This is a genomic window from Leifsonia sp. 22587, from assembly GCF_052044215.1.
GTDB classification, from domain to species: Bacteria; Actinomycetota; Actinomycetes; order Actinomycetales; family Microbacteriaceae; genus Leifsonia; species Leifsonia shinshuensis_C.
The window spans coordinates 421,662-440,175 of record NZ_JBQENB010000004.1 but is presented as its reverse complement, the minus strand read 5'-3'; the positions used below and the strand labels follow the sequence as shown (position 1 = coordinate 440,175).

20 protein-coding genes are annotated in these 18,514 nt (G+C 71.1%); 7 read left to right on the top strand and 13 right to left on the bottom strand.

The genetic code is table 11. The features are described 5' to 3' along the window. Positions 1–33 precede the first annotated feature (33 nt). The 4 genes from ACTJI1_RS17895 to ACTJI1_RS17880 all read right to left on the bottom strand — a co-directional run bounded on the left by ACTJI1_RS17895 (position 34) and on the right by ACTJI1_RS17880 (position 2,286). Complete coding sequence (locus tag ACTJI1_RS17895; protein ID WP_018190696.1) at positions 34–357, bottom strand: DUF2469 family protein; 324 nt, start codon at positions 355–357, stop codon at positions 34–36. 77 nt (positions 358–434) lie between these two features. After that, positions 435–1,097, bottom strand: a complete 663-nt coding sequence (locus ACTJI1_RS17890; protein ID WP_440743806.1) for a ribonuclease HII — start codon at positions 1,095–1,097, stop codon at positions 435–437. A gap of 143 nt (positions 1,098–1,240) precedes the next feature. Continuing rightward, a complete protein-coding gene (gene rplS / locus ACTJI1_RS17885) occupies positions 1,241–1,588 on the bottom strand; it encodes a 50S ribosomal protein L19 (RefSeq protein ID WP_440743675.1) in 348 nt (115 codons plus the stop codon). Between the two features lie 200 nt (positions 1,589–1,788). Beyond that, positions 1,789–2,286 carry a hypothetical protein gene (locus ACTJI1_RS17880; protein WP_310128845.1) on the bottom strand — a complete coding sequence of 166 codons (498 nt, stop codon included), beginning with the start codon at positions 2,284–2,286 and terminating at the stop codon, positions 1,789–1,791. Between the two features lie 95 nt (positions 2,287–2,381). On the opposite strand from ACTJI1_RS17880, the gene map reads away from it, so the two are divergent. Further along, complete coding sequence (gene map / locus ACTJI1_RS17875) at positions 2,382–3,146, top strand: type I methionyl aminopeptidase (protein ID WP_440743674.1); 765 nt, start codon at positions 2,382–2,384, stop codon at positions 3,144–3,146. Positions 3,147–3,155: 9 nt separating this feature from the next. On the opposite strand, the gene trmD is transcribed toward map, so the two are convergent. Beyond that, positions 3,156–3,839, bottom strand: a complete 684-nt coding sequence (gene trmD, locus ACTJI1_RS17870) for a tRNA (guanosine(37)-N1)-methyltransferase TrmD (RefSeq protein ID WP_440743673.1) — start codon at positions 3,837–3,839, stop codon at positions 3,156–3,158. A gap of 23 nt (positions 3,840–3,862) precedes the next feature. Then, positions 3,863–5,074, bottom strand: coding sequence for an MFS transporter (locus ACTJI1_RS17865; protein ID WP_310128840.1), 1,212 nt, complete (start codon positions 5,072–5,074; stop codon positions 3,863–3,865). A gap of 48 nt (positions 5,075–5,122) precedes the next feature. On the opposite strand from ACTJI1_RS17865, the gene ACTJI1_RS17860 reads away from it, so the two are divergent. Further along, on the top strand, positions 5,123–5,773 hold the full coding sequence (locus ACTJI1_RS17860; protein ID WP_440743672.1) for a GntR family transcriptional regulator: 651 nt from the start codon (positions 5,123–5,125) through the stop codon (positions 5,771–5,773). Positions 5,774–5,840: 67 nt separating this feature from the next. On the opposite strand, the gene rimM is transcribed toward ACTJI1_RS17860, so the two are convergent. From rimM to rpsP, 3 genes are read right to left on the bottom strand one after another with little or no spacing between them, the layout of a single operon-like run. Next, entirely contained in the window at positions 5,841–6,551 is a 711-nt protein-coding gene (gene rimM / locus ACTJI1_RS17855; RefSeq protein ID WP_440743671.1) for a ribosome maturation factor RimM, read from the bottom strand. After that, complete coding sequence (locus tag ACTJI1_RS17850) at positions 6,514–6,744, bottom strand: RNA-binding protein (protein ID WP_090042196.1); 231 nt, start codon at positions 6,742–6,744, stop codon at positions 6,514–6,516. The genes rimM and ACTJI1_RS17850 overlap by 38 nt, the downstream gene beginning before the upstream one ends. 4 nt (positions 6,745–6,748) lie before the next feature. Then, on the bottom strand, positions 6,749–7,231 hold the full coding sequence (gene rpsP, locus ACTJI1_RS17845; RefSeq protein WP_310128832.1) for a 30S ribosomal protein S16: 483 nt from the start codon (positions 7,229–7,231) through the stop codon (positions 6,749–6,751). Between the two features lie 181 nt (positions 7,232–7,412). On the opposite strand from rpsP, the gene ACTJI1_RS17840 reads away from it, so the two are divergent. From ACTJI1_RS17840 to ACTJI1_RS17825, 4 genes are all read left to right on the top strand, one after another. After that, positions 7,413–8,549, top strand: a complete 1,137-nt coding sequence (locus ACTJI1_RS17840) for a glutamate--cysteine ligase (protein ID WP_440743670.1) — start codon at positions 7,413–7,415, stop codon at positions 8,547–8,549. 63 nt (positions 8,550–8,612) lie between these two features. Continuing rightward, entirely contained in the window at positions 8,613–9,284 is a 672-nt protein-coding gene (locus ACTJI1_RS17835) for an SGNH/GDSL hydrolase family protein (protein WP_440743669.1), read from the top strand. 36 nt (positions 9,285–9,320) lie between these two features. Next, complete coding sequence (locus tag ACTJI1_RS17830; RefSeq protein ID WP_440743668.1) at positions 9,321–10,025, top strand: SGNH/GDSL hydrolase family protein; 705 nt, start codon at positions 9,321–9,323, stop codon at positions 10,023–10,025. Positions 10,026–10,128: 103 nt separating this feature from the next. Next, positions 10,129–10,887: an SGNH/GDSL hydrolase family protein gene (locus tag ACTJI1_RS17825; RefSeq protein WP_440743667.1), complete on the top strand. Its 759-nt coding sequence runs from the start codon at positions 10,129–10,131 to the stop codon at positions 10,885–10,887. A gap of 54 nt (positions 10,888–10,941) precedes the next feature. On the opposite strand, the gene ffh is transcribed toward ACTJI1_RS17825, so the two are convergent. From ffh to ftsY, 3 genes are read right to left on the bottom strand one after another with little or no spacing between them, the layout of a single operon-like run. Continuing rightward, on the bottom strand, positions 10,942–12,516 hold the full coding sequence (gene ffh, locus ACTJI1_RS17820) for a signal recognition particle protein (protein WP_440743666.1): 1,575 nt from the start codon (positions 12,514–12,516) through the stop codon (positions 10,942–10,944). A 41-nt stretch (positions 12,517–12,557) separates the two neighbouring features. Further along, complete coding sequence (locus ACTJI1_RS17815) at positions 12,558–13,058, bottom strand: DUF2004 domain-containing protein (protein ID WP_440743665.1); 501 nt, start codon at positions 13,056–13,058, stop codon at positions 12,558–12,560. Between the two features lie 10 nt (positions 13,059–13,068). Further along, a complete protein-coding gene (gene ftsY / locus ACTJI1_RS17810) occupies positions 13,069–13,944 on the bottom strand; it encodes a signal recognition particle-docking protein FtsY (protein WP_310128818.1) in 876 nt (291 codons plus the stop codon). Here ftsY and ACTJI1_RS17805 point away from each other — a divergent pair. After that, on the top strand, positions 13,943–14,800 hold the full coding sequence (locus ACTJI1_RS17805; protein ID WP_440743664.1) for a CHAD domain-containing protein: 858 nt from the start codon (positions 13,943–13,945) through the stop codon (positions 14,798–14,800). The two genes, ftsY and ACTJI1_RS17805, sit on opposite strands and share 2 nt — an antisense overlap. 37 nt (positions 14,801–14,837) lie before the next feature. Here the strand turns inward: ACTJI1_RS17805 and smc are convergent, their stop codons facing one another. Further along, entirely contained in the window at positions 14,838–18,428 is a 3,591-nt protein-coding gene (gene smc / locus ACTJI1_RS17800; protein ID WP_440743663.1) for a chromosome segregation protein SMC, read from the bottom strand. Positions 18,429–18,514: the final 86 nt, after the last annotated feature.

The window sequence follows — 18,514 nt, the reverse complement described above, 5'->3', positions numbered from 1 at the left end:
CCGTCGCTGTGAGCGAATCGGCCGCGACGACGACTACTCGTCGAGGGCGAGCTCCTTGGGCAGCTCGAACTCCTTGGAGGAGAGCTCCTCGATGTTGACGTCCTTGAACGTCAGGACGCGCACCGACTTCACGAACCGGTCGGCGCGGTACACGTCCCACACCCAGACGTCGTTCATCGTCAGCTCGAAGTAGAAGTCGTGCTCGGTGTCCCGGCGCACGAACTCCACCTCATTCGCGAGGTAGAAACGGCGCTCCGTCTCGATCACGTACTTGAACTGCGAGACGACGTCCCGGTACTCGCGATACAAAGCCAACTCGACCTCGCGGTCGTAGTCGTCGAACTCGTCTTCATCCATCGTCCGTCAAGTCTATGCCGGATGGGACGCGAGCGCTCCGGGGCGGCCGAACCCGGACATGCGCGCGGCCGGTCGGCCTACTCGGCGAGGTCGAGGAGGGCCGGCTGCTTGAGCCAGGTCAGCCGGTGCAGGGCGCTCGGGCCGAGCTCCGCGATCGCCGCGAAGTGCTCGGGAGACGAGTAGCCCTTATTGCTCGCCCAGCCGTAGCCGGGGTACTCGAGGTCGTGCGCGATCATCATCCGGTCGCGGTGCACCTTCGCGATGACCGACGCCGCCGCGACCGAGGCGCAGTCGCGGTCGGCCTTGATGCGCGTCACGACTTTCGCCGGCCGCATCAGCGCCGGATTCAGGTAGTCGTAGTTGCCGTCCAGGATGAGGGTGCTCTCGTGGACGAGCGCGCCCTGCTCCTCGAGCTGCGCGAGCGCACGGGCACCCGCGAGCCCCAGGCAGCGCATGATACCCAGCGAGTCGACCTCTGCGGCGGTGGCGAGACCGACGGCGTGGTGCATCGCCCACTTGCGGCACAGCGGGTCGAGCGATTCACGGACCGGCTCCGGCAGCAGCTTCGAGTCGCGCAGCCCCGGAGGGATGCGCTTCACCGCGGTGTCGATCACGACCATCCCGACCGCGACCGGGCCGGCGAGCGCACCGCGACCGACCTCGTCCACCGCGACGATCGAGGTGACCCCCTGGCGGTAGAGCGCCTTCTCGAACCGCAGCGACGGCGACACCGGGGTCATCATCCGCTCTTCACTCCTCCGCGCCGAACTCTCCGACCGTCCCAGGATAAGCGCTCGCACGCGCCGCGACGTCCACGAAACGACAGAGCTCCCGGTCCGAGGAACGGACCGGGAGCTCGTGAAGCCGTAGGGCGCGGAGACGCTCAGTTCTCGCGCTTCTCCTTGATCTTCGCCTTCTTGCCGCGCAGCTCGCGCAGGTAGTAGAGCTTGGCGCGACGGACGTCACCGCGGGTGACGACCTCGATCTTGTCGATGACCGGCGAGTGGACCGGGAACGTGCGCTCGACGCCGACCTGGAAGCTGACCTTGCGGACCGTGAAGGTCTCGCGGACGCCCTCGCCGGAGCGGCCGATCACGACGCCCTGGAAGACCTGGATACGAGAGCGGCTGCCCTCGATGATGTTCACGTGCACCTTGACGGTGTCGCCGGCGCGGAAGTCGGGGATGTCCTGCTTGAGGGACGCGGCGTCGACCTGGTCGAGGATGTGCATGGCTGTTCGCTCTCTGTACCCGCCACAGGTCGGGAACGGACTCGGGGCCGGCTCCGATCCGGAGCGTCGGCCGTCTGGGTTCGATAAGTGGGTGTCGCGAGAAGTGCTGGCTCCCCCGTGGCAGAGCGTGGCCGCGGCACAAGGATCAATTCTGCCATGCGGCGGCCCGCTTTACCAAAGCGGGCTGTTCCGCAGCCGGTTCACTCCCGGTCGCGGCGCTCCTCGATGACGATGTACTCCCCGTCGTCGACCACGTCGCGCGGCGTGTTCTCGGTCGGCCGCGGCTGCGCGATCCGCTCGTACGCGGCGAACGTCTGCTGCACGCGGGCACGCGTCTCGGTGAGCAGCTCCCAGACGGTGAGCCAGAAGATCGCGAGGAAGAGCAGCACGCCGACCACGGCGAGCCATCCGGTGGCGCCGGGCGGGAAGAAGCCGAAGCCGATGATCGAGAGGTGCCAGAGGGCGAAGAGCCCCGCATCCCACCAGGACACCGCCCGCCGCTCGCGCACGCTGCGACGCGCCATGACGATGCCGCCGACGACGAGCATCGCGATGAAGAGGATGGGGCAGAGCACCAGCAGGCCGAGGAACGACCAGCCGCTCCCCTCGTGGAAGGCGGCCCAGCCGATCAGCACCCACACGGGAAGCACCACGGCGGAGGGGAAGAGCCACCAGTAGAACGCCTTGCGGATGATCACGGCATCAGCGTACTCGCGCGTGCCTGTGCCGCGGCTGCGGGTTTACCCCACGCTCACCTGCGAGACTGGAGCGGTACGACGTGGAAGGAGATCCCGTGATCGAGCTGAGGACGCCCGCCGAGATCGAGCAGATGCGCCCGGCCGGCGCGTTCGTCGCGGAGGTGCTGGCCGCGACGGCGGCGGCCGCACGTGTCGGCGTCAACCTGCTGGAGCTCGACGCGCTCGCCCACGACCTCATCCGCCGCCGGGGCGCCGAGTCCTGCTACATCGACTACCACCCGTCGTTCGGCGCCAGCCCGTTCGGCAAAGTGATCTGCACCTCGGTGAACGACGCCGTCCTCCACGGTCTCCCCCACGACTACCGTCTGCAGGACGGCGATCTGCTGACCCTCGACTTCGCCGCCGCGGTGGACGGCTGGGTCGCCGACTCCGCGGTGAGCCTCGTGGTCGGCACGCCGCGCGACGAGGACCTGCGCCTCATCGACACGACCCGCAGGGCGCTGGCGGCGGGCATCCAGGCGGCTCAGCCGGGCGGCAGGATCGGCGACATCTCGGCCGCCATCGCCGCGGTCGCGCACGCCGAGGGGTACTCGATCAACACGCAGTTCGGCGGCCACGGCGTCGGGCGGACGATGCACGGCGACCCGCACATCTCGAACGACGGGCGTGCCGGACGCGGGTACCCCCTGCGCCCGGGACTCGTCATCGCGATCGAGCCGTGGTTCCTCGAGACGACGGACGAGATCTACACCGACCGCGACGGCTGGACGCTGCGGAGCGCGGACGGCTCGCGCGGCGCGCACTCCGAGCACACGGTGGCCATCACCGAGGACGGCCCGCTCGTCCTCACCGCCCCCTAGCGGACGCGATCAGGACAGCAGGTCGGGACGGACGGCGCGCGTCCGCTCGAGCTGCTGCTCGTGCCGCCACGCGTCCACGGCGCCGTGGTTGCCCGAGAGCAGCACGGGAGGCACCTCCAGCCCCCGCCACACCGCCGGCTTGGTGTAGCTCGGGTACTCGAGCAGACCGTCCTCGTGCGATTCCTGCACCAGACTCTCGGGATTGCCCACCACGCCGGGGATCAGCCGGCCGATCGCCTCGATCATCGCCATCGTCGCGACCTCGCCGCCGTTCAGCACGTAGTCGCCGATGCTGATGAGGCGCACGCGCGCCCGGCTGGCCGCGTGGTCGAAGACGCGCTGGTCGATGCCCTCGTAGCGGCCGCAGCCGAACACGAGGTGCTGTTCTTGCGCGAGCTCGCGGGCCGTGCGCTGCGTGAACACCTCACCCGCGGGCGAGGGGAACACGACGACCGGATCGTCGGCGCTGTCGAGGATGGCGTCCAGCGCTTCTCCCCAGGGCTCCGGCTTCATGACCATGCCGGCCCCGCCACCGTACGGCGTGTCGTCGACCGTCCGGTGCCGGTCGTGAGTGAAGTCGCGCAGGTCGTGCACGCCCAGCTCGATGAGCCCGGACTGCCGGGCCTTGCCGAGCAGCGAGATGTCGAGCACATCGAAGAAGGTCGGGAAGATCGTGACGATGTCGATGCGCATCCCTGAATTCTAGGAGGTGGACCTCACGCGGGGACGACGGCGAGCTCCCGGTCGCGGGGCACGAGCGGCGTCGCGACGGCCGGGCAGAGGGCGACGACGGCGAAGGCGACCGGGAAGCCGACCCAGCCGATCAGCGCGCCCACGGCCGGGCCGACCACCGAGGCGGCGAGGAACTGCCCGGTGTTCTGGGCGCCGAGCGCGCGTCCCGACCAGAACGGGCCGGCGATCTCGGCGACGGACGTGTAGGCGAGCCCGTTGTCGGCCACCGTGACGATCGCGGCCACGACCAGGATGACCGCGGCGGCGGCCGAGCCGAGGGCCGACGCGGCCGCCATCAGCAGCATCACGCCCACCGCGCAGAGCGACACCCAGCGGAGCGGACGCAGGTGGCTGCCGACGCGGTCGCTGAGCACGCCGATCCCGATCCGCCCGATGGCGCCGGCGAACTGGCTGACGCCGATGACGATCCCGGCGGCGAGCGACGTGAAGTGGAGCTCGGCGACGAGCCACACCAGCCCGAACGTCGACACCGTGAACTGCGGCACCACCAGGAGCATCGAGACGCCGTGGATGCGCCACAGCAGCGACGTCTCGCGGTACGGCCGCCAGACGGCCTGGGGATGCGCGTCGGCGCCGCCTGCCGCACTGCGCGGCGGACGCGGAGGATCGACGATCCCGACGGCGCACACGATGGCGGACACGCCGCACAGCACGGCGGGCACGACGAGCGCCGCAGCCACTCCCCCGTTCGCGGCCAGCAGTGGGACGCTCACGGCCGCGATCGCGACGCCGAGCGGCTGGCACATCTGACGGATGCCCATCGCCAGACCGCGGCGCTCCTTCGGGAACCAGCCGATCACCACCCGGCCGCTCGCTGCGTTGGGGCTGGCCGACGCCATGCCGCCCACCAGGAACAGCGCGCCGAGCGCCAGGTAGGAGTCGACGAACATCGCCGCGACGGCGGCCACCGCGGTGACGGCGAGGCCGGACGCGATCACCCAGCGCTCCCCGATCCGGTCGCTCAGCGCGCCCCACGCGATCAGTGTCAGCACGAGGCCGAGGGTCGGGGCAGAGGCGAGCAGTCCGGCCTGGGCGAGGCTGAGTCCGCGCTCCGTGTGCAGCAGCGGGATGAGGAACGCCGGGGTGGAGACGAACACCGTCGAGCTGGCCTGCGCGAGCACCCCGAAGCTCAGCATCCACCACGGGTGAGGACGGCGGGCGATTCGGCGATCCATGGGTATACCCTAGCGGTATACCGACTTGGTATACCAAGAGGAGGATCCATGCCCGAGCAACCGCAGGTGTACGCCACGCTGCGCGCGCAGATCCTCGACCTCGACCGCATCCCCGGCTCACGCCTGACCGAGCGCGGCCTGGAGACGGAGCTCAGCGCGTCCCGGACTCCGCTCCGTGCTGCGCTCATGCGGCTGGAGTCCGAAGGCCTCGTCGTGCGCGACGGCCGGGCTTGGGAGGTCTCCCCCATCGACCTCCGGGAGATCGCCCGGCTCAGCGAACTGCGGGATGCGCTGGAGACGGGTGCGGTCCGGCTCAGCAGCTCCCGCGCGACGGATGACGAGATCGCCGCGCTCGCGGACGAACTGGACGCCTACGACACCGCCCTCCCCGCCGACGAGGCGGTCCGGGCCGGCACCGACTTCCACGTGCGGCTCGCCGCCCTGTCGGGCAACCACTTCTTCGCGGATGCGGTGGATGCGGCCATGACCCGGCTGGCGCGTGCCCGCTGGCTCGTCGCCCGGAGCGAGGAAGCGTGGCAGGAGCACCGGGAGATCGTGCGGGCGCTCGCCGCGCGCCGTCCGGACGACGCCGCGGAACTCATCCATCGCCACATCGTCGCGACGCACGACGGCCTGGTCACCGCCCTGGATGCGCAGGCGCGCAGCCTGCGAGGCCGCGGGCTGGCGATCGTGTCCTGACGAGCGAGCAGACGCGAAGAAGGGCGACCCGGTCGGGTCGCCCTTCTTCAGCATGCGGGTGACGCGGTCAGTCCTCGTCGGAGGACGTCTCGGTCGTCTCGGCGTCGGACTCCGATTCCGCATCGGCCTCCGGCTCCGACTCGGCGTCCGGCTCCGGCTCGTCGTCCGGCAGATCCTCGAACAGGCCCGCCGGAGGCGTCAGCGTGACGGTCCCCGCAGCGAGGTCGACCTCCGGCACGATCGCCTTGACGAACGGCACCAGGACCTCGCCATCGGCGGTGGCCACGGCCAGCAGATCCTGCGCCGGCAGGTGATCGACGCGGGCGACGCGTCCCACCGTGACGCCGTCGCGGACCGCCTCGAGCCCGACCAGCTGGTGGTCGTACCAGGCGTCCTCCTCCTCGGGCAGCTCCTTCACGTCCTGGCTGACCCACAGGATCGCCTTGACGAGGGTCTCGGCCTCGGTGCGGTCGTCGACCCCCTCGAAGAATCCGACCGGGTGGCCGTTGTACCAGCGGAGCTCGCGGAGCTCCAGAGTCTTGCCGTGCCACTTGGAGGCGGTGGGCACCTGCAGGGTGAACACCGCGCCCGGGACGAACCGCTTCTCCGGCTCGTCCGTGAACAGTTCCAGCTTGAGCGCGCCCTTGAGGCCGTGCGCCTTGGTCAGGCGCCCGACCCGCAGCTCGGTCTGACCGGGCCGGGGGGCGACCTCCTTGCGGGGCAGTTTGTGGTCGGCCACCTCAGTCGTCGACGACGTCGACACGGACGCGCCGGCCATCGGCCAGCGCGGCCACGAGCGTGCGGAGGGCTTTCGCCGTGCGGCCGGAGCGGCCGATCACCCGGCCGAGGTCCTCGGGATTCACGCGAATCTCGAGGACCTCGCCACGCGGGGAGCTCTTGGCCACGACGTGGACGTCGTCAGGGTGATCGACGATCCCCTTGACCAGGTGCGTGAGCGCGGGTGCGAGCAAGACGTCAGGCCTTCTCGTCGGACGCGTCGTCGGCGATCGCCTCGGCCTCGGCGACGACGTTGGCCTCGGCGGCCTCCTCGCGCTCGACCTCGGCCTCGACGACGGCCTCCGCCTCGGCGGTGACGTCGGCGGCCTTGTCGGCCTTGGGCTTGAGGACCGGCTTCTTCTTGTCGTCGGCGACGAACTCGGCCTTGCCCTCGGCGACCTTGACGGTGCTCACGGCGTTCTTGTCACCCTTGTAGCGACCCCAGTCGCCGGTCAGCTTCAGCAGGGCGAGGACCTGCTCGGTCGGCTGGGCGCCGACGCCGAGCCAGTACTGAGCGCGGTCGGAGTCGACCTCGATGCGCGACGGCTCCTCGGTCGGGTGGTACAGACCGATCTCCTCGATCACACGACCATCGCGCTTGGTGCGCGAGTCGGCGACGACGATGCGGTAGTACGGAGCGCGGATCTTGCCCAGGCGCTTCAGACGGATTTTGACGGCCACGATTCTCCTGTGTGAGTGGATGAGTTGTGTCGAACTGACTGCCGTGGGCGTGGGGGCACACTCGGCAGGAGGTCTAATGTTCGTCCCACGCGCCGGATAGAGGGTCGGGCACGTCGAACTCAACTAGCTATTCTGTCAGATACTGCGCTGCTTTGAACAATCGGACGGACGGGACGACCGCATGCAGATCGAATTCTCGGAGTCCGAGCGCTCCACTGTCGGCATCGAGTGGGAGCTCGCGCTCGTGGATGCGTCCACCGGCGATCTGGTCCAGCTCGCCGACGAGGTGCTCCGGGAGCTGGGGACGCCGGACGGCCGCGAGCATCCGCAGATCACGCACGAGCTGCTGCTGAACACCGTCGAGCTGGTCAGCCGCGTCCACAACACCGTGCCCGCGGCGATCGCCGACCTGCAGGAGCTGATCGGGCTGGTCCGGGGGGTGACCGACCCGCTCGGCGTCGAGCTGATGTGCGCGGGGACGCATCCCTTCGCGCAGTGGTTCGACCAGAAGGTGACGCCGAACGAGCGCTACGACCGGCTGCTGGACCGTACTCAGTGGTGGGGCCGGCAGATGATGATCTGGGGCGTGCACGTCCACGTCGGCATCGACTCGGTCGACAAGGCGCTGCCGATCGTGAACGGGCTGCTCACCTATTACCCGCACCTGCAGGCCCTCAGCGCCTCCAGCCCGTTCTGGGCGGGAGCACGGACCGGGTACGCCTCCAACCGTGCGCTGATGTTCCAGCAGCTCCCGACCGCGGGGCTGCCCTGGCAGTTCGGCACGTGGGCGAACTACGAGGAGTACGTGCAGGACCTCGTGACCACGGGGGTGGTGGAGGACCACTCGGAGGTGCGCTGGGACATCCGTCCCTCGCCCAAGTGGGGAACCGTGGAGATGCGCGCCTGCGACGGACTGTCGACGGCGGACGAGGTGGGCGCCGTCTCGGCGCTGATCCACTGCCTCACCGACCGGATGTCCGGCCAGCTGGAGCAGGGCGTCGAACCGGTGACGCTGCAGCCGTGGTTCGTGCGCGAGAACAAGTGGCGCGCGGCACGGTACGGGCTGGATGCGGAGATCATCGTGGCGCCGGACGGCAGCGAGCGGCTCGTGTCCGACTCCCTGCGCGAGCTGGTCGACGAACTCCAGCCGGAGGCCGAGCGGCTGGCATGCACGGACGAGCTGGCGACCGTGCTCGCGATCCTCGACACCGGCGGCAGCTACCAGCGTCAGCTGGCCGTCGCGGAGGCGAACGGCGGCAGCCTGCAGGCCGTGGTGAGCTCGCTCACGCACGAGCTGCGCAGCGGGCTCGGCCGCTGACCGTACGGCTCCCGCTCATGGCGGCCAGAGCCCATCCATAGGATGCGCGCGTACGGTTTGTGCATGCTCGCCCGACGCCCCCTCGCGACCGCCGCGACGGCCCTGACCGCCGCTCTGGTGGCGCTCAGCGCGCTCTCCGGCTGCGCGAGTGCGAACAGCGGTGCGGGCCTGGTCACCGGACGCACGACCACCGCGTCGGCCACGCGGGTCGCGGTGATCGGCGACTCGATCGAGTCCGGTCTCGGGCTCGAGCCGGAGGAGGCCTGGCCCGCCCTCGTCGCGGCGGACCGGGGCTGGCGGCTCGACAACCTCAGCGTGCCCGGAGCGGGATTCGTGGCGCAGGGGTCGAACGGTGCGGACTTCTCCGCCCAGGTCGACACGGCCATCGCCTCCGACGCCGAACTGGTGCTGATCGGCGCCTCCGACAACGACCTCGGAACCGATGTCTCCGAGGTCGCGGCCGCGATGGAGAAGCAGGTCGCGCGCCTCCACTCGTCTCTCCCGGATGCCCACATCGTCGGGTTCAACGCCCTCTCCGGCGAGGCCGGCGACGACGAGCTCGCCCCCTTCGACGACGCTCTCCAGAAGGCGGTGGAGGGCGTCGGCGGCACCTGGCTCGATCTCGGCCAGCCGTACCGCGACGGTGCGGGGCTGGTGCAGGACGACGGCGAGCACCCGACCCTTCCCGGGCAGCAGGCGATCGCGGCCGTCGTCGAGACCAGGCTCGGGGCGTGAGCTTCCGCCCAGGCAGCTTCTCCTATCGTTGATCACGTGACGACCCGACGCTCACCCCTGGCCTCTGTCGCCGCGCTCCTGGCCGCCGCCCTCCTGGGCGTGTCGCTCGTCGGCTGCATGGCCGCGACCCAGGCCGCGCCGACGGCGGAGCCCGTCCCCGTACCCAGCCCGACGTCCACGCCGCGCCCGGTGATCGCCGCGGCGATCGGCGACTCGATCGCGATCGGCAACGGCGTCCCCGCCGAGGATGCGTGGCCGCTGCTGGTGGCGCAGCGGTTCGGCTGGACGCTGAGCGACTTCGGCGAGAGCGCAGCGGGGTTCACCGTGCCCGGGCTCAACACGCACACGTTCGACGACCAGGTCAGCGCCGCCATCCGCGTCCACCCCGACGTCGTCCTGGTGGGCGCGACGCGGAACGACCTCTTCGCGCCCACGAGCACCCTCAAGGCGGATGCCACGGCGGCCCTGCGCCGGCTGCGCACCGCTCTTCCGGACGCCCGGATCATCGGCGTCAGCGCACTGTGGGGCTCGGAACCCGCGCCCGCACAGGTGGCGGTCATCTCGGCGACCATCCGCGACGCCGTGCTCGACGTCGGCGGGTCCTGGGTCTCGCTGGGCCAGCCGTTCAGCGGCCGCGACGAGCTGGTCCTCGCGGACCACGTGCATCCCACCGTCGCCGGTCAGCGCATGCTCGCCACGACGATCGCGAACAGCATCGCCGCGCAGACCTTCCCGCGGTGATCGCCGCTGAGGCGCTCGATCCCGCAGAGAGTTACCACCGTGCCGACACGCCGTGAAGCGAGTCACAGCTGGTTCGCAGCTTCCACCGTCTAGCCTCGCACCCGTGCGCATCCATACCCGACGCCGCCTCCGCACCCGCCTCGCCCTCGTCGCGCCCGCTGCGGTGACCGCAGCGCTGCTGGCCCTCGCGGGATGCTCGGCACTCCCCTCGGTGCGGCCGGTGGCGGGCCAGGTGCAGCCGGCGCAGGGCACTCGGCCCACCGCCGTCGCAGCGGCCGGGACGGGCGCTCGCCAGGGGACGACGGGAACCGTCGACGCGGTCGCGATCGGCGACTCGATCGCCTTCGGCAAGGGCGTCGCGCCCGATCAGGCGTGGCCCGCCCTCGTGTCCGCCGCGCACGGCTGGAAGCTCACCGACCTCGCCGTCTCGGGCTCCGGGTTCGTGAAGCCCGGCTGGAACGGGACCACGTACCGGCAGCAGGTCGACGCGGCGCTGCGCCTGCAGCCGCAGGTCATCCTCCTCGCCGCCACCCGCAACGACCGCGAGCAGGATCCCGCAGCCGTGACGGCCAACGCCGACCGGATGCTGCGCGAGCTGCGAGGGCGTTTCCCGCACGCCACCATCATCGGCATCACGGGCGTCTGGGGATCGGACCAGCCGCCGGCCACCATGACGCACGTCGACGAGATCGTGGGCGACGCCGTGCGCGACGTCGACGGCACCTGGCTCGACATCGGCTTCCCGCTCGTCGGGCACCCGCAGCTGCTCCAGGCGGACGGCATCCACCCCAACGCGGCGGGTCAGAAGATCGTGGCGCAGACGATCGAGTCGAAGCTGCGTCCGCTCAACCTCGCCCTCTGACGGCGACGAGCACCACCCCGGCGGGCGCGCGCGAGGCGGCCCGGGCGCCGGGAGTCAGCGGCCGAGGAACTTCTGCAGCGCGGCCATCTCCTCCTCGGAGGGTCCGCCCTGGGGAGCTGCCGCTCCCCCGCCGAGGCCGAAGCCGCTGCCGCCCGCCTGAGCTCCGGCGCCGGGCTTGACGCCGGCCGCGAGGGCGGCGTTCTCCGCCGCGCGCTTCGCCGGGTTGCCCGAGCGCGAACCGCTCTTCTTCTTGTTCTTCTGCTGCTTGCGGCCGGCGTAGGACGCGCCGGGAATCGGGCCCATGCCGGGCACGTTCGGCACGCCGCCCTTCGCGACCGTCTTCATCATCTTGGCCGCCTGCTCGAACCGGGTGACCAGCTGGTTCACCTCGGTGACCGTGCTGCCGGAGCCCTTCGCGATGCGCAGCCGGCGCGAACCGTTGAGCAGCTTGGGGTTGGTGCGCTCGGCCTTGGTCATCGACTGGATGATCGCCTCGGTGCGGACGATCTCCCGCTCGTCGAAATTGTCCAGCTGCTGCTTCATCTGGCCGGCGCCGGGCAGCATCCCCATCATCTTCTTGATGGAGCCCATGTTGCGCAGTTGCTGCATCTGCTTGAGGAAGTCGTCGAGCGTGAACGAGTCGGTCGCGAACTTCTCGGCGACCTTGCGCGCCTCCTCCTCGTCGAAGGCCTCCTGGGCCTGCTCGATGAGGGTCAGGATGTCGCCGAGGTCGAGGATGCGCGACGCCATGCGGTCCGGGTGGAACGGCTCGAAGTCGTCGAGGTTCTCACCGGTCGACGCGAAGATGATCGGGCGGCCGGTCACCGAGGCGACCGAGAGGGCCGCACCACCGCGAGCGTCGCCGTCGAGCTTGGAGAGCACGACACCGGTGAAGTCGACGCCGTCCTGGAACGCCTTGGCGGTCGCCACGGCGTCCTGACCGATCATCGCGTCGATGACGAACAGCACCTCGTCGGGGTCGGTCGCCTTGCGGATGTCGGCCGCCTGCTTCATCAGCTCGGCGTCGACGCCCAGACGGCCGGCGGTGTCGATGACGACCGTGTCGTACTGCTTGGTCTCGGCGAACTTCAGCGCGTCCTTCGCCACCTTGACCGGGTTGCCGACCCCGTTGCCGGGCTCCGGCGCGAACACCGGAACACCGGCCTGCTCGCCCACGATCTGCAGCTGCGTCACGGCGTTCGGGCGCTGGAGGTCGGCGGCGACCAGGAGCGGCGTGTGGCCGTCCTTGACCAGCCACTTGCCCAGCTTTCCGGCGAGCGTCGTCTTACCGGCACCCTGGAGGCCCGCGAGCATGATCACCGTCGGCGGGCGCTTCGCGAACTGCAGACGGCGCTGCTGGCCGCCCAGGATGGCGACGAGCTCCTCGTTGACGATCTGCACGACCTGCTGGGCCGGGTTGAGGGCCTTGTTGACCTCGTCGCTGAGGGCGCGCTCGCGCACCTTCGCCGTGAAGTCCTTGACCACCGGCAGGGCGACGTCCGCCTCGAGCAGTGCGCGGCGGATCTCGCGCACGGTGCCGTCGACGTCGGCCGGCGACAGCTTGCCCTTGGTGCGCAGGTTCTTGAAGGTGTCCGCAAGACGGTCGGAGAGCGAGCCGAAAGTAGCCATGATCCTGTCATTCTACCGGGCCGGGATGCGGCCTCGCCGCGTTACGGCTGGGTCTCGACCGAGACCACGTCGCCGCGCACGTCGAACGACACGGTGAGCAGCGCATCCGACTCGTCCGGGGCGATCGAGTAGTCGAACGTCGCGAACACCTCGTCCTCGTCGGAGTGGTCCACCTGGATCACGACGCTCAACAGCTGGAGCGAGCGCAGCACATCGATGGCGATGTCGCCCGAGTTGTAGACCAGCAGGTCGAGGAGGCTCTCCCCCAGCTTGTCGACGTGCTCGTCGATGTAGCTGGTCGTCGCCGACTGCCGCGAACTGAGCTCGGCGACCAGCGCGTCCCGGGCGCGGGCGTCGAAGCCCTCGAGGGCCTGGATGAGCGCGGCCGCAGCATCCACCGCGAACTCCGGCACGGCGCTCTCGTCGTCGGCCAGCAGCTCGACCTCGACCGCCTGGTCGCCCAGCTCCACCGTGTCGTCCCAGGCGAGGCCGCCGCTCGCGGTCTCGTCGATGATGCCGAAGAAGTCGTGCTCGATCGCCATGTCGCCGCCCCTATCCGACCAGCTGCTGCGCGAAGACGTGCGGGGTGAAGCCGGTGAGGTCGTTGATGCCCTCGCCCTGGCCGACCAGCTTGATCGGGATCCCGGTGCGCTCCTGAACGGCGAGCACGAAGCCGCCCTTGGCCGAGCCGTCGAGCTTGGTGAGCACCAGGCCGGTGACGCCCGCGTGCTCGAGGAAAGCCTCCGCCTGGGCGAGTCCGTTCTGGCCGGTGGTCGCGTCGAGGACGAGCAGCACCTCGGCGATCGGGGACTGCTTCTCGACCACGCGCTTGATCTTGGAGAGCTCGTCCATCAGGCCGCCCTTGGTCTGGAGCCGTCCCGCCGTGTCGATGATGACGATCTCGGTGCCGTCGCGCTTGGCCTTCTCGACCGTCTGGAAGGCCACGGACGCCGGGTCCTGGCCCTGCTGCTGCGGCCGGACGATCTCGGCGCCCGCGCGCTCCGCCCACGTCGCCAGCTGCTCGACGGCGGCGGCGCGGAACGTGTCGGCCGCGCCGACCACGACGGAGCGGTCGTAGGTGCGCAGGAACTTGGCGAACTTGCCGATGGTCGTCGTCTTGCCGACGCCGTTCACCCCGACCACCAGCACGATGGCCGGACGGTCGCTCAGCTTGAGCGTGGTGTCCAGCTTCGACAGGCGCTCCTCGAGCGTCTCCCGCAGCATCCGCTGCAGGTCGGCCGGGTCGGTGGTGTGGTACCGCTCGACCTTGGCGCGGAGGTCGTCGACCACGGCCTCGGTGACATCCGGACCGAAGTCGGCGGTGATCAGCGCCGTCTCGAGGTCGTCCCAGGTGTCGTCGTCGATGGTCTTCTTCGCGAACAGCCCGCGGAGGGCGCCCGACAGAGACCAGGGGGTGCGGTCAGCCATGACGATCAGCCTAGCCGCGCGGATGTACGGTGTGCTCATGTACGCGCTCGTGGAGGTCTCGGCGGAGCTGGCGGAGCAGCTGGTGGCGATCGAGACCGGCGGCGAGGATGCGGTGCACCAGGCCCGCACGCGCGTCCGGCGGCTGCGCAGCATCCTCGCGGTGTTCCGGAAGGCGTTCGACGAGGAGGAGCAGCGCCGGATGCGCGCCCGGCTCAAGCGGCTGGGGCACCGGCTGGGCGATGTGCGCGACCTGGATGTGCGGGCCCGCGACCTCGAAGGACTCCTGAGCGAGCAGACGGATCCGGCCGTCGCCGACGCGGTGGAGGCGATGGCGGCCCGGGCCCGCGCCCAGTACGGGCGGGCGCTCGACGACCTGCTCCGGCATGTCCGGAGCCGGGGTCACCGCGAGCTGCTCGCCGACCTGCAGTCGTTCGCCGCCGCTCCCCCGCTGAGCGAGGACGGCTCGGCGCATCCGCACCGCGTCGCGCGGAAGGGTCTCCGCAAGGCCGCGCGCCGGGTGCTGCGCGTCGAGGGCGAGCGCCTCGAGGAGCGGCACTCCGCGCGCAAGGCGGCCCGGCGGCTCCGGTACGCGGCGGAGGCGGTGGCGGACGACCTGGGCGGCGACGCCGTCCGGCTCGCCGAGGCGGCGGAGGAGCTGCAGGATGCGCTGGGCGACCACCGCGACCTGGTGCTGCTGGGCCGTCACCTGCGCGAGCACGTGGACGTGGACGGCCTGCCGGCGCCCGTCAGGGGCGGCGTCGAGGCGCTGGCGGAGGACTGCGAACGGCGTGCAGCCGAGAAACTGGCCGGGCTGGACGAGAAGCTGGGCGCGGTGGAGGCTGCGGCCGAATTCTGAGCCTGCGCTCGTACTCTCGGCCGGGCCGGCCGCTGGGCTAGCTGGCCCGCTCCTGCTCCTGCTCGCGCTCCTGGGCGACACGCTGGCCGACCACGGCCGACACGCCGTCCTGGCGCATCGACACGCCGTACAGGGCGTCGGCAATCTCCATCGTGCGCTTCTGGTGCGTGATCACGATGAGCTGGCTGCTCTCGCGCAGGTCCTCGAAGATGGTGAGCAGCCGGCCCAGGTTCGCATCGTCGAGGGCCGCCTCCACCTCGTCCATGATGTAGAACGGGCTCGGCCGGGCCTTGAAGATCGCGATGAGCAGCGCGACCGCCGCGAGCGACCGCTCGCCGCCGGACAGCAGCGACAGGCGCTCGATCTTCTTGCCCGCGGGCTTCACCGAGACCTCGATGCCGGTCGTCAGCAGGTCGTCCGGGTTGGTCAGGCTGATGCTGCCCTGGCCGCCCGGGAACAGGATCGGGAACACGCGGGTGAAGGCCGCCTCCGTGTCGGCGAACGCGGACTCGAAGATGGTCTGCATCCGCTCGTCGATGTCCTCGATGATCGTGAGCAGGTCTTTGCGGGTGTTCGTGAGGTCGGTCAGCTGCTCGGTGAGGAACTTGTGCCGCTGCTCCAGCGCGGCGAACTCCTCCAGCGCGAGCGGGTTCACGCGGCCGAGCTGGGCGAGCTTCCGCTCGGCGGCCGCGAGACGCTTCTGCTGCTGCTCGCGAGAGAACGGGACGGTCTCGGGCTCGGCGTCGGCGTCGGTGTCGCCGGCCTCGTCGGCGTCCTCCTCGACGGCAGCGACGGGCGCGACGTCGACCGGCACGGGGACAGCCGGGCCGTACTCGGCGACCAGCACATCCTCCACGAGCCCCAGTTCGCTCCCCGCGCGTTCGAGCAGGCTCGAGAGGAGCAGCTTCTTCTCGTAGATCTGCAGCTCCAGGCCGTGCACCGACTCGGTGATCGCCTGCAGGCGCTGCCGCACGGCGTTCTCGTCGCGGCGCAGCGTCGCGAGCTCCTCGTTCTGGCTGGCGCGCTCGGCCTCGGCCTGCGCGAGTTCGAGGCGCGCCTGCGCCACAGAGCGGTCGACCGACGCCAGGACGGCCGGGAGGGCGGAGATGACGCTCTCCGCGGCGTCCAGCTGCCGGCGGCGGATCACGGCCCGCCGTGCCGCCTCCTCGGCGGCGGCCCGTTCCGCCTCCAGGCGACGCGCCAGCGCCTCGCCGCGCGCCTGCTCGGCACGCACGCGCTCCTTGGCCGTCTCGACCGACAGGCGCGCCTCCACCTCCGCCTCGCGGGCGGCGTCGAGCTCGGTCGCGAGCGCGTCCCGGGCGCTGACGTCGAGGATGGGGCGCGGACGGGAGCGCGCCGCCTCCAGCTCGGCCTTCGCCTTGTCTGCCGCCTGCTCCGCCTCCGCCACCCGCTCGCCGGCCTGCTCCAGCGCCCGGCTGAGCCGGTCGAACTCGGCCTGCGACGCCTCCAGCTGCACCTTCAGCCGGTTCAACTGCTCGGTGCGGGCCGCAAGCTTCGCGTCGAACTCCCGCAGAGTCGCGAGAGCCGCCTGCGACTGCTCCTTGGCGACCTGCAGCACTCCGCGCTGCTCGGCGAGGGCGAACTTCGCGCGGTCGCTGAGCGAGGTGACCTCGGTCAGGCGCTCCTGGGCGGCATCCCGGTCTGCGATCAGCTCGATGCGGCTCTGCTTCGCGCCGGAGCCGCCGCGGAGGACATGCTCGGTGAGCACATCCCCGCTCTTCGTGATGATGGTCACGGGTCCGCCGAGCGACCGGGTGCGGAACGACTCGAAGGCGTTCTGGGCCGCCTCGAGGTCGTCCGCCACGGCGGTGAAGGCCAGGATGCCGCGCACGCCCTCGGGCGCGTCCACCACGCTGGTCGCGGGGACGACGCCGCTGATCCCCGACAGGTCGACGGAGGCGGCGGGGGCGTCCGCGACGACCACCTCGACGCGTCCCAGGTCGTCGGCGGCCGCGTGCGCGACCGCGGACCGGGCGGCTCCGCGGTCGTCGGCGAGCACGGCGTCGGCCAAGGTGCCGAGGGCCGCTGCGATGGCCGCCTCGAAGCCGGGATGCACGCGGACGTGTTCGGCGACGAGCCCGCGGACTCCCGGCAGCCGGGCGGAGACCAGCGCGGCGGAGCCGTCCTTCTGGTCGAGGGCGAGCGAGAGGGCGCTCGTGCGGGCAGCGAGGGCGTCGCGTTCGCGCTCCAGCGTGTGAAGCTCCTCGCGGAGCCGCTCGATCTCGCCCTCCGCCTCGAAGACGGTCGCCTGGGCCAGTTCGTACGCTTCGTCGAGGTCGCCCTCGCCCACGTCGGCCGTCGCCGCCTCCGCTTCACGGGCGGCGAACTCCGCCCGGGCGCGCTCGCGGCGCTCGGTCGCGGCATCCAGTGCGTTCTGCTGCCGCAGCACCTCGCCGCGGACGGCGGCGAGCCGCTGGACGGCGGCCTCCGCCTGGCCGTTGAGCTTCGAGATCTCCAGGTCGTGGCGGGACACGAGGGCGCTCTGCGCCGCGATCTCCTCGTCGACCGCATCGAGGCGGGCGCGCGCGTCGCGGGTCGCCGCCTGCGCCGCGGTCCAGGCGGCCTCCGCCTCCGCGACCACCCCGCGCAGCCGCTCCACCTCGTCGCGGGCGTCCTGCACGTTCTGCGGGGTGACGCTGGGGCCGGAGTCCGGCGCATCCCCCTGGCTGCCGAGCAGGGCGACCCGCTGGTTGGCGAGGGTGAACAGGCTGCGGAGCCGCTCCTGCACGGACTCGAGGGCGAAGGCGGTGCTCCGGGCGGTGTCGACCGCGTCGCCGACCTGCGCCTGCTCCAGCCGGGTGCGGCGCAGCTGCTTCTGCTCCAGCTGCTCCTGCAGCACGATCTGCTCGCTGTGCCGCTCCGACTCCGTGCGGCTGTGGTCGTCGAGGGTGCGGCGCAGGGTGACCACCTCGTCGGCGAGGAGCCGCGCCCGCGCATCCCGGACCACCGCGGCGATGGACTGCGCCTCGCGTGCGATCTCGGCCTGGTGCCCGAGCGGCTTCAGCTGCCGGCGCACCTCGCCGGCCAGGTCGCTCAACCGGGTCAGGTTGGCCTGCATGGCCTCCAGCTTGCGGAGCGTCTTCTCCTTACGGCGGCGGTGTTTCAGGATGCCGGCGGCCTCCTCGATGAAGCCGCGGCGGTCCTCCGGGCTGGCGTGCAGCACCGCGTCCAGCTGGCCTTGGCCGACGATGACGTGCATCTCGCGGCCGAGGCCCGAGTCGCTGAGCAGCTCCTGCACGTCGAGCAGCCGGCAGGACTGCCCGTTGATCGCATACTCGCTGCCGCCGTTGCGGAACAGGGTGCGCGAGATCGTCACCTCGGAGTACTCGATCGGCAGGGCGCCGTCGGAGTTGTCGATGGTGAGCTGCACCTCGGCACGCCCGAGCGGACCCCGGGTGGCCGTGCCGGCGAAGATGACGTCCTCCATCTTGCCGCCGCGAAGCGTCTTGGCGCCCTGCTCGCCCATCACCCAGGCGAGCGCGTCGACCACGTTCGACTTGCCGGACCCGTTGGGCCCGACGACGCAGGTGACGCCCGGCTCGAAGGCGAAAGTCGTCGGCTGCGCGAACGACTTGAAGCCTTTGAGCGTCAGACTCTTCAAGTACACGCAGGCGAATTTACCGGACGTTCACGCCGCCGCCGCGCCGGAGCGCCGCACTACTTCCCCGTCGAGTACACGAAAACTGCACGGTA

Bases quoted from the DNA above. Each gene is read 5' to 3' on its own strand.
- ACTJI1_RS17895 (WP_018190696.1), bottom strand. From the start codon at position 357: ATGGATGAAGACGAGTTCGACGACTACGACCGCGAGGTCGAGTTGGCT.
- ACTJI1_RS17890 (WP_440743806.1), bottom strand. From the start codon at position 1,097: ATGACCCCGGTGTCGCCGTCGCTGCGGTTCGAGAAGGCGCTCTACCGC.
- rplS (WP_440743675.1), bottom strand. From the start codon at position 1,588: ATGCACATCCTCGACCAGGTCGACGCCGCGTCCCTCAAGCAGGACATC.
- trmD (WP_440743673.1), bottom strand. From the start codon at position 3,839: ATGCGCATCGACATCGTCACGATCTTCCCGACCTTCTTCGATGTGCTC.
- ACTJI1_RS17865 (WP_310128840.1), bottom strand. From the start codon at position 5,074: ATGGATCGCCGAATCGCCCGCCGTCCTCACCCGTGGTGGATGCTGAGC.
- ACTJI1_RS17860 (WP_440743672.1), top strand. From the start codon at position 5,123: ATGCCCGAGCAACCGCAGGTGTACGCCACGCTGCGCGCGCAGATCCTC.
- rimM (WP_440743671.1), bottom strand. From the start codon at position 6,551: ATGGCCGGCGCGTCCGTGTCGACGTCGTCGACGACTGAGGTGGCCGAC.
- ACTJI1_RS17840 (WP_440743670.1), top strand. From the start codon at position 7,413: ATGCAGATCGAATTCTCGGAGTCCGAGCGCTCCACTGTCGGCATCGAG.
- ACTJI1_RS17835 (WP_440743669.1), top strand. From the start codon at position 8,613: ATGCTCGCCCGACGCCCCCTCGCGACCGCCGCGACGGCCCTGACCGCC.
- ffh (WP_440743666.1), bottom strand. From the start codon at position 12,516: ATGGCTACTTTCGGCTCGCTCTCCGACCGTCTTGCGGACACCTTCAAG.
- ACTJI1_RS17815 (WP_440743665.1), bottom strand. From the start codon at position 13,058: ATGGCGATCGAGCACGACTTCTTCGGCATCATCGACGAGACCGCGAGC.
- ACTJI1_RS17805 (WP_440743664.1), top strand. From the start codon at position 13,943: ATGACGATCAGCCTAGCCGCGCGGATGTACGGTGTGCTCATGTACGCG.
- ftsY (WP_310128818.1), bottom strand. From the start codon at position 13,944: ATGGCTGACCGCACCCCCTGGTCTCTGTCGGGCGCCCTCCGCGGGCTG.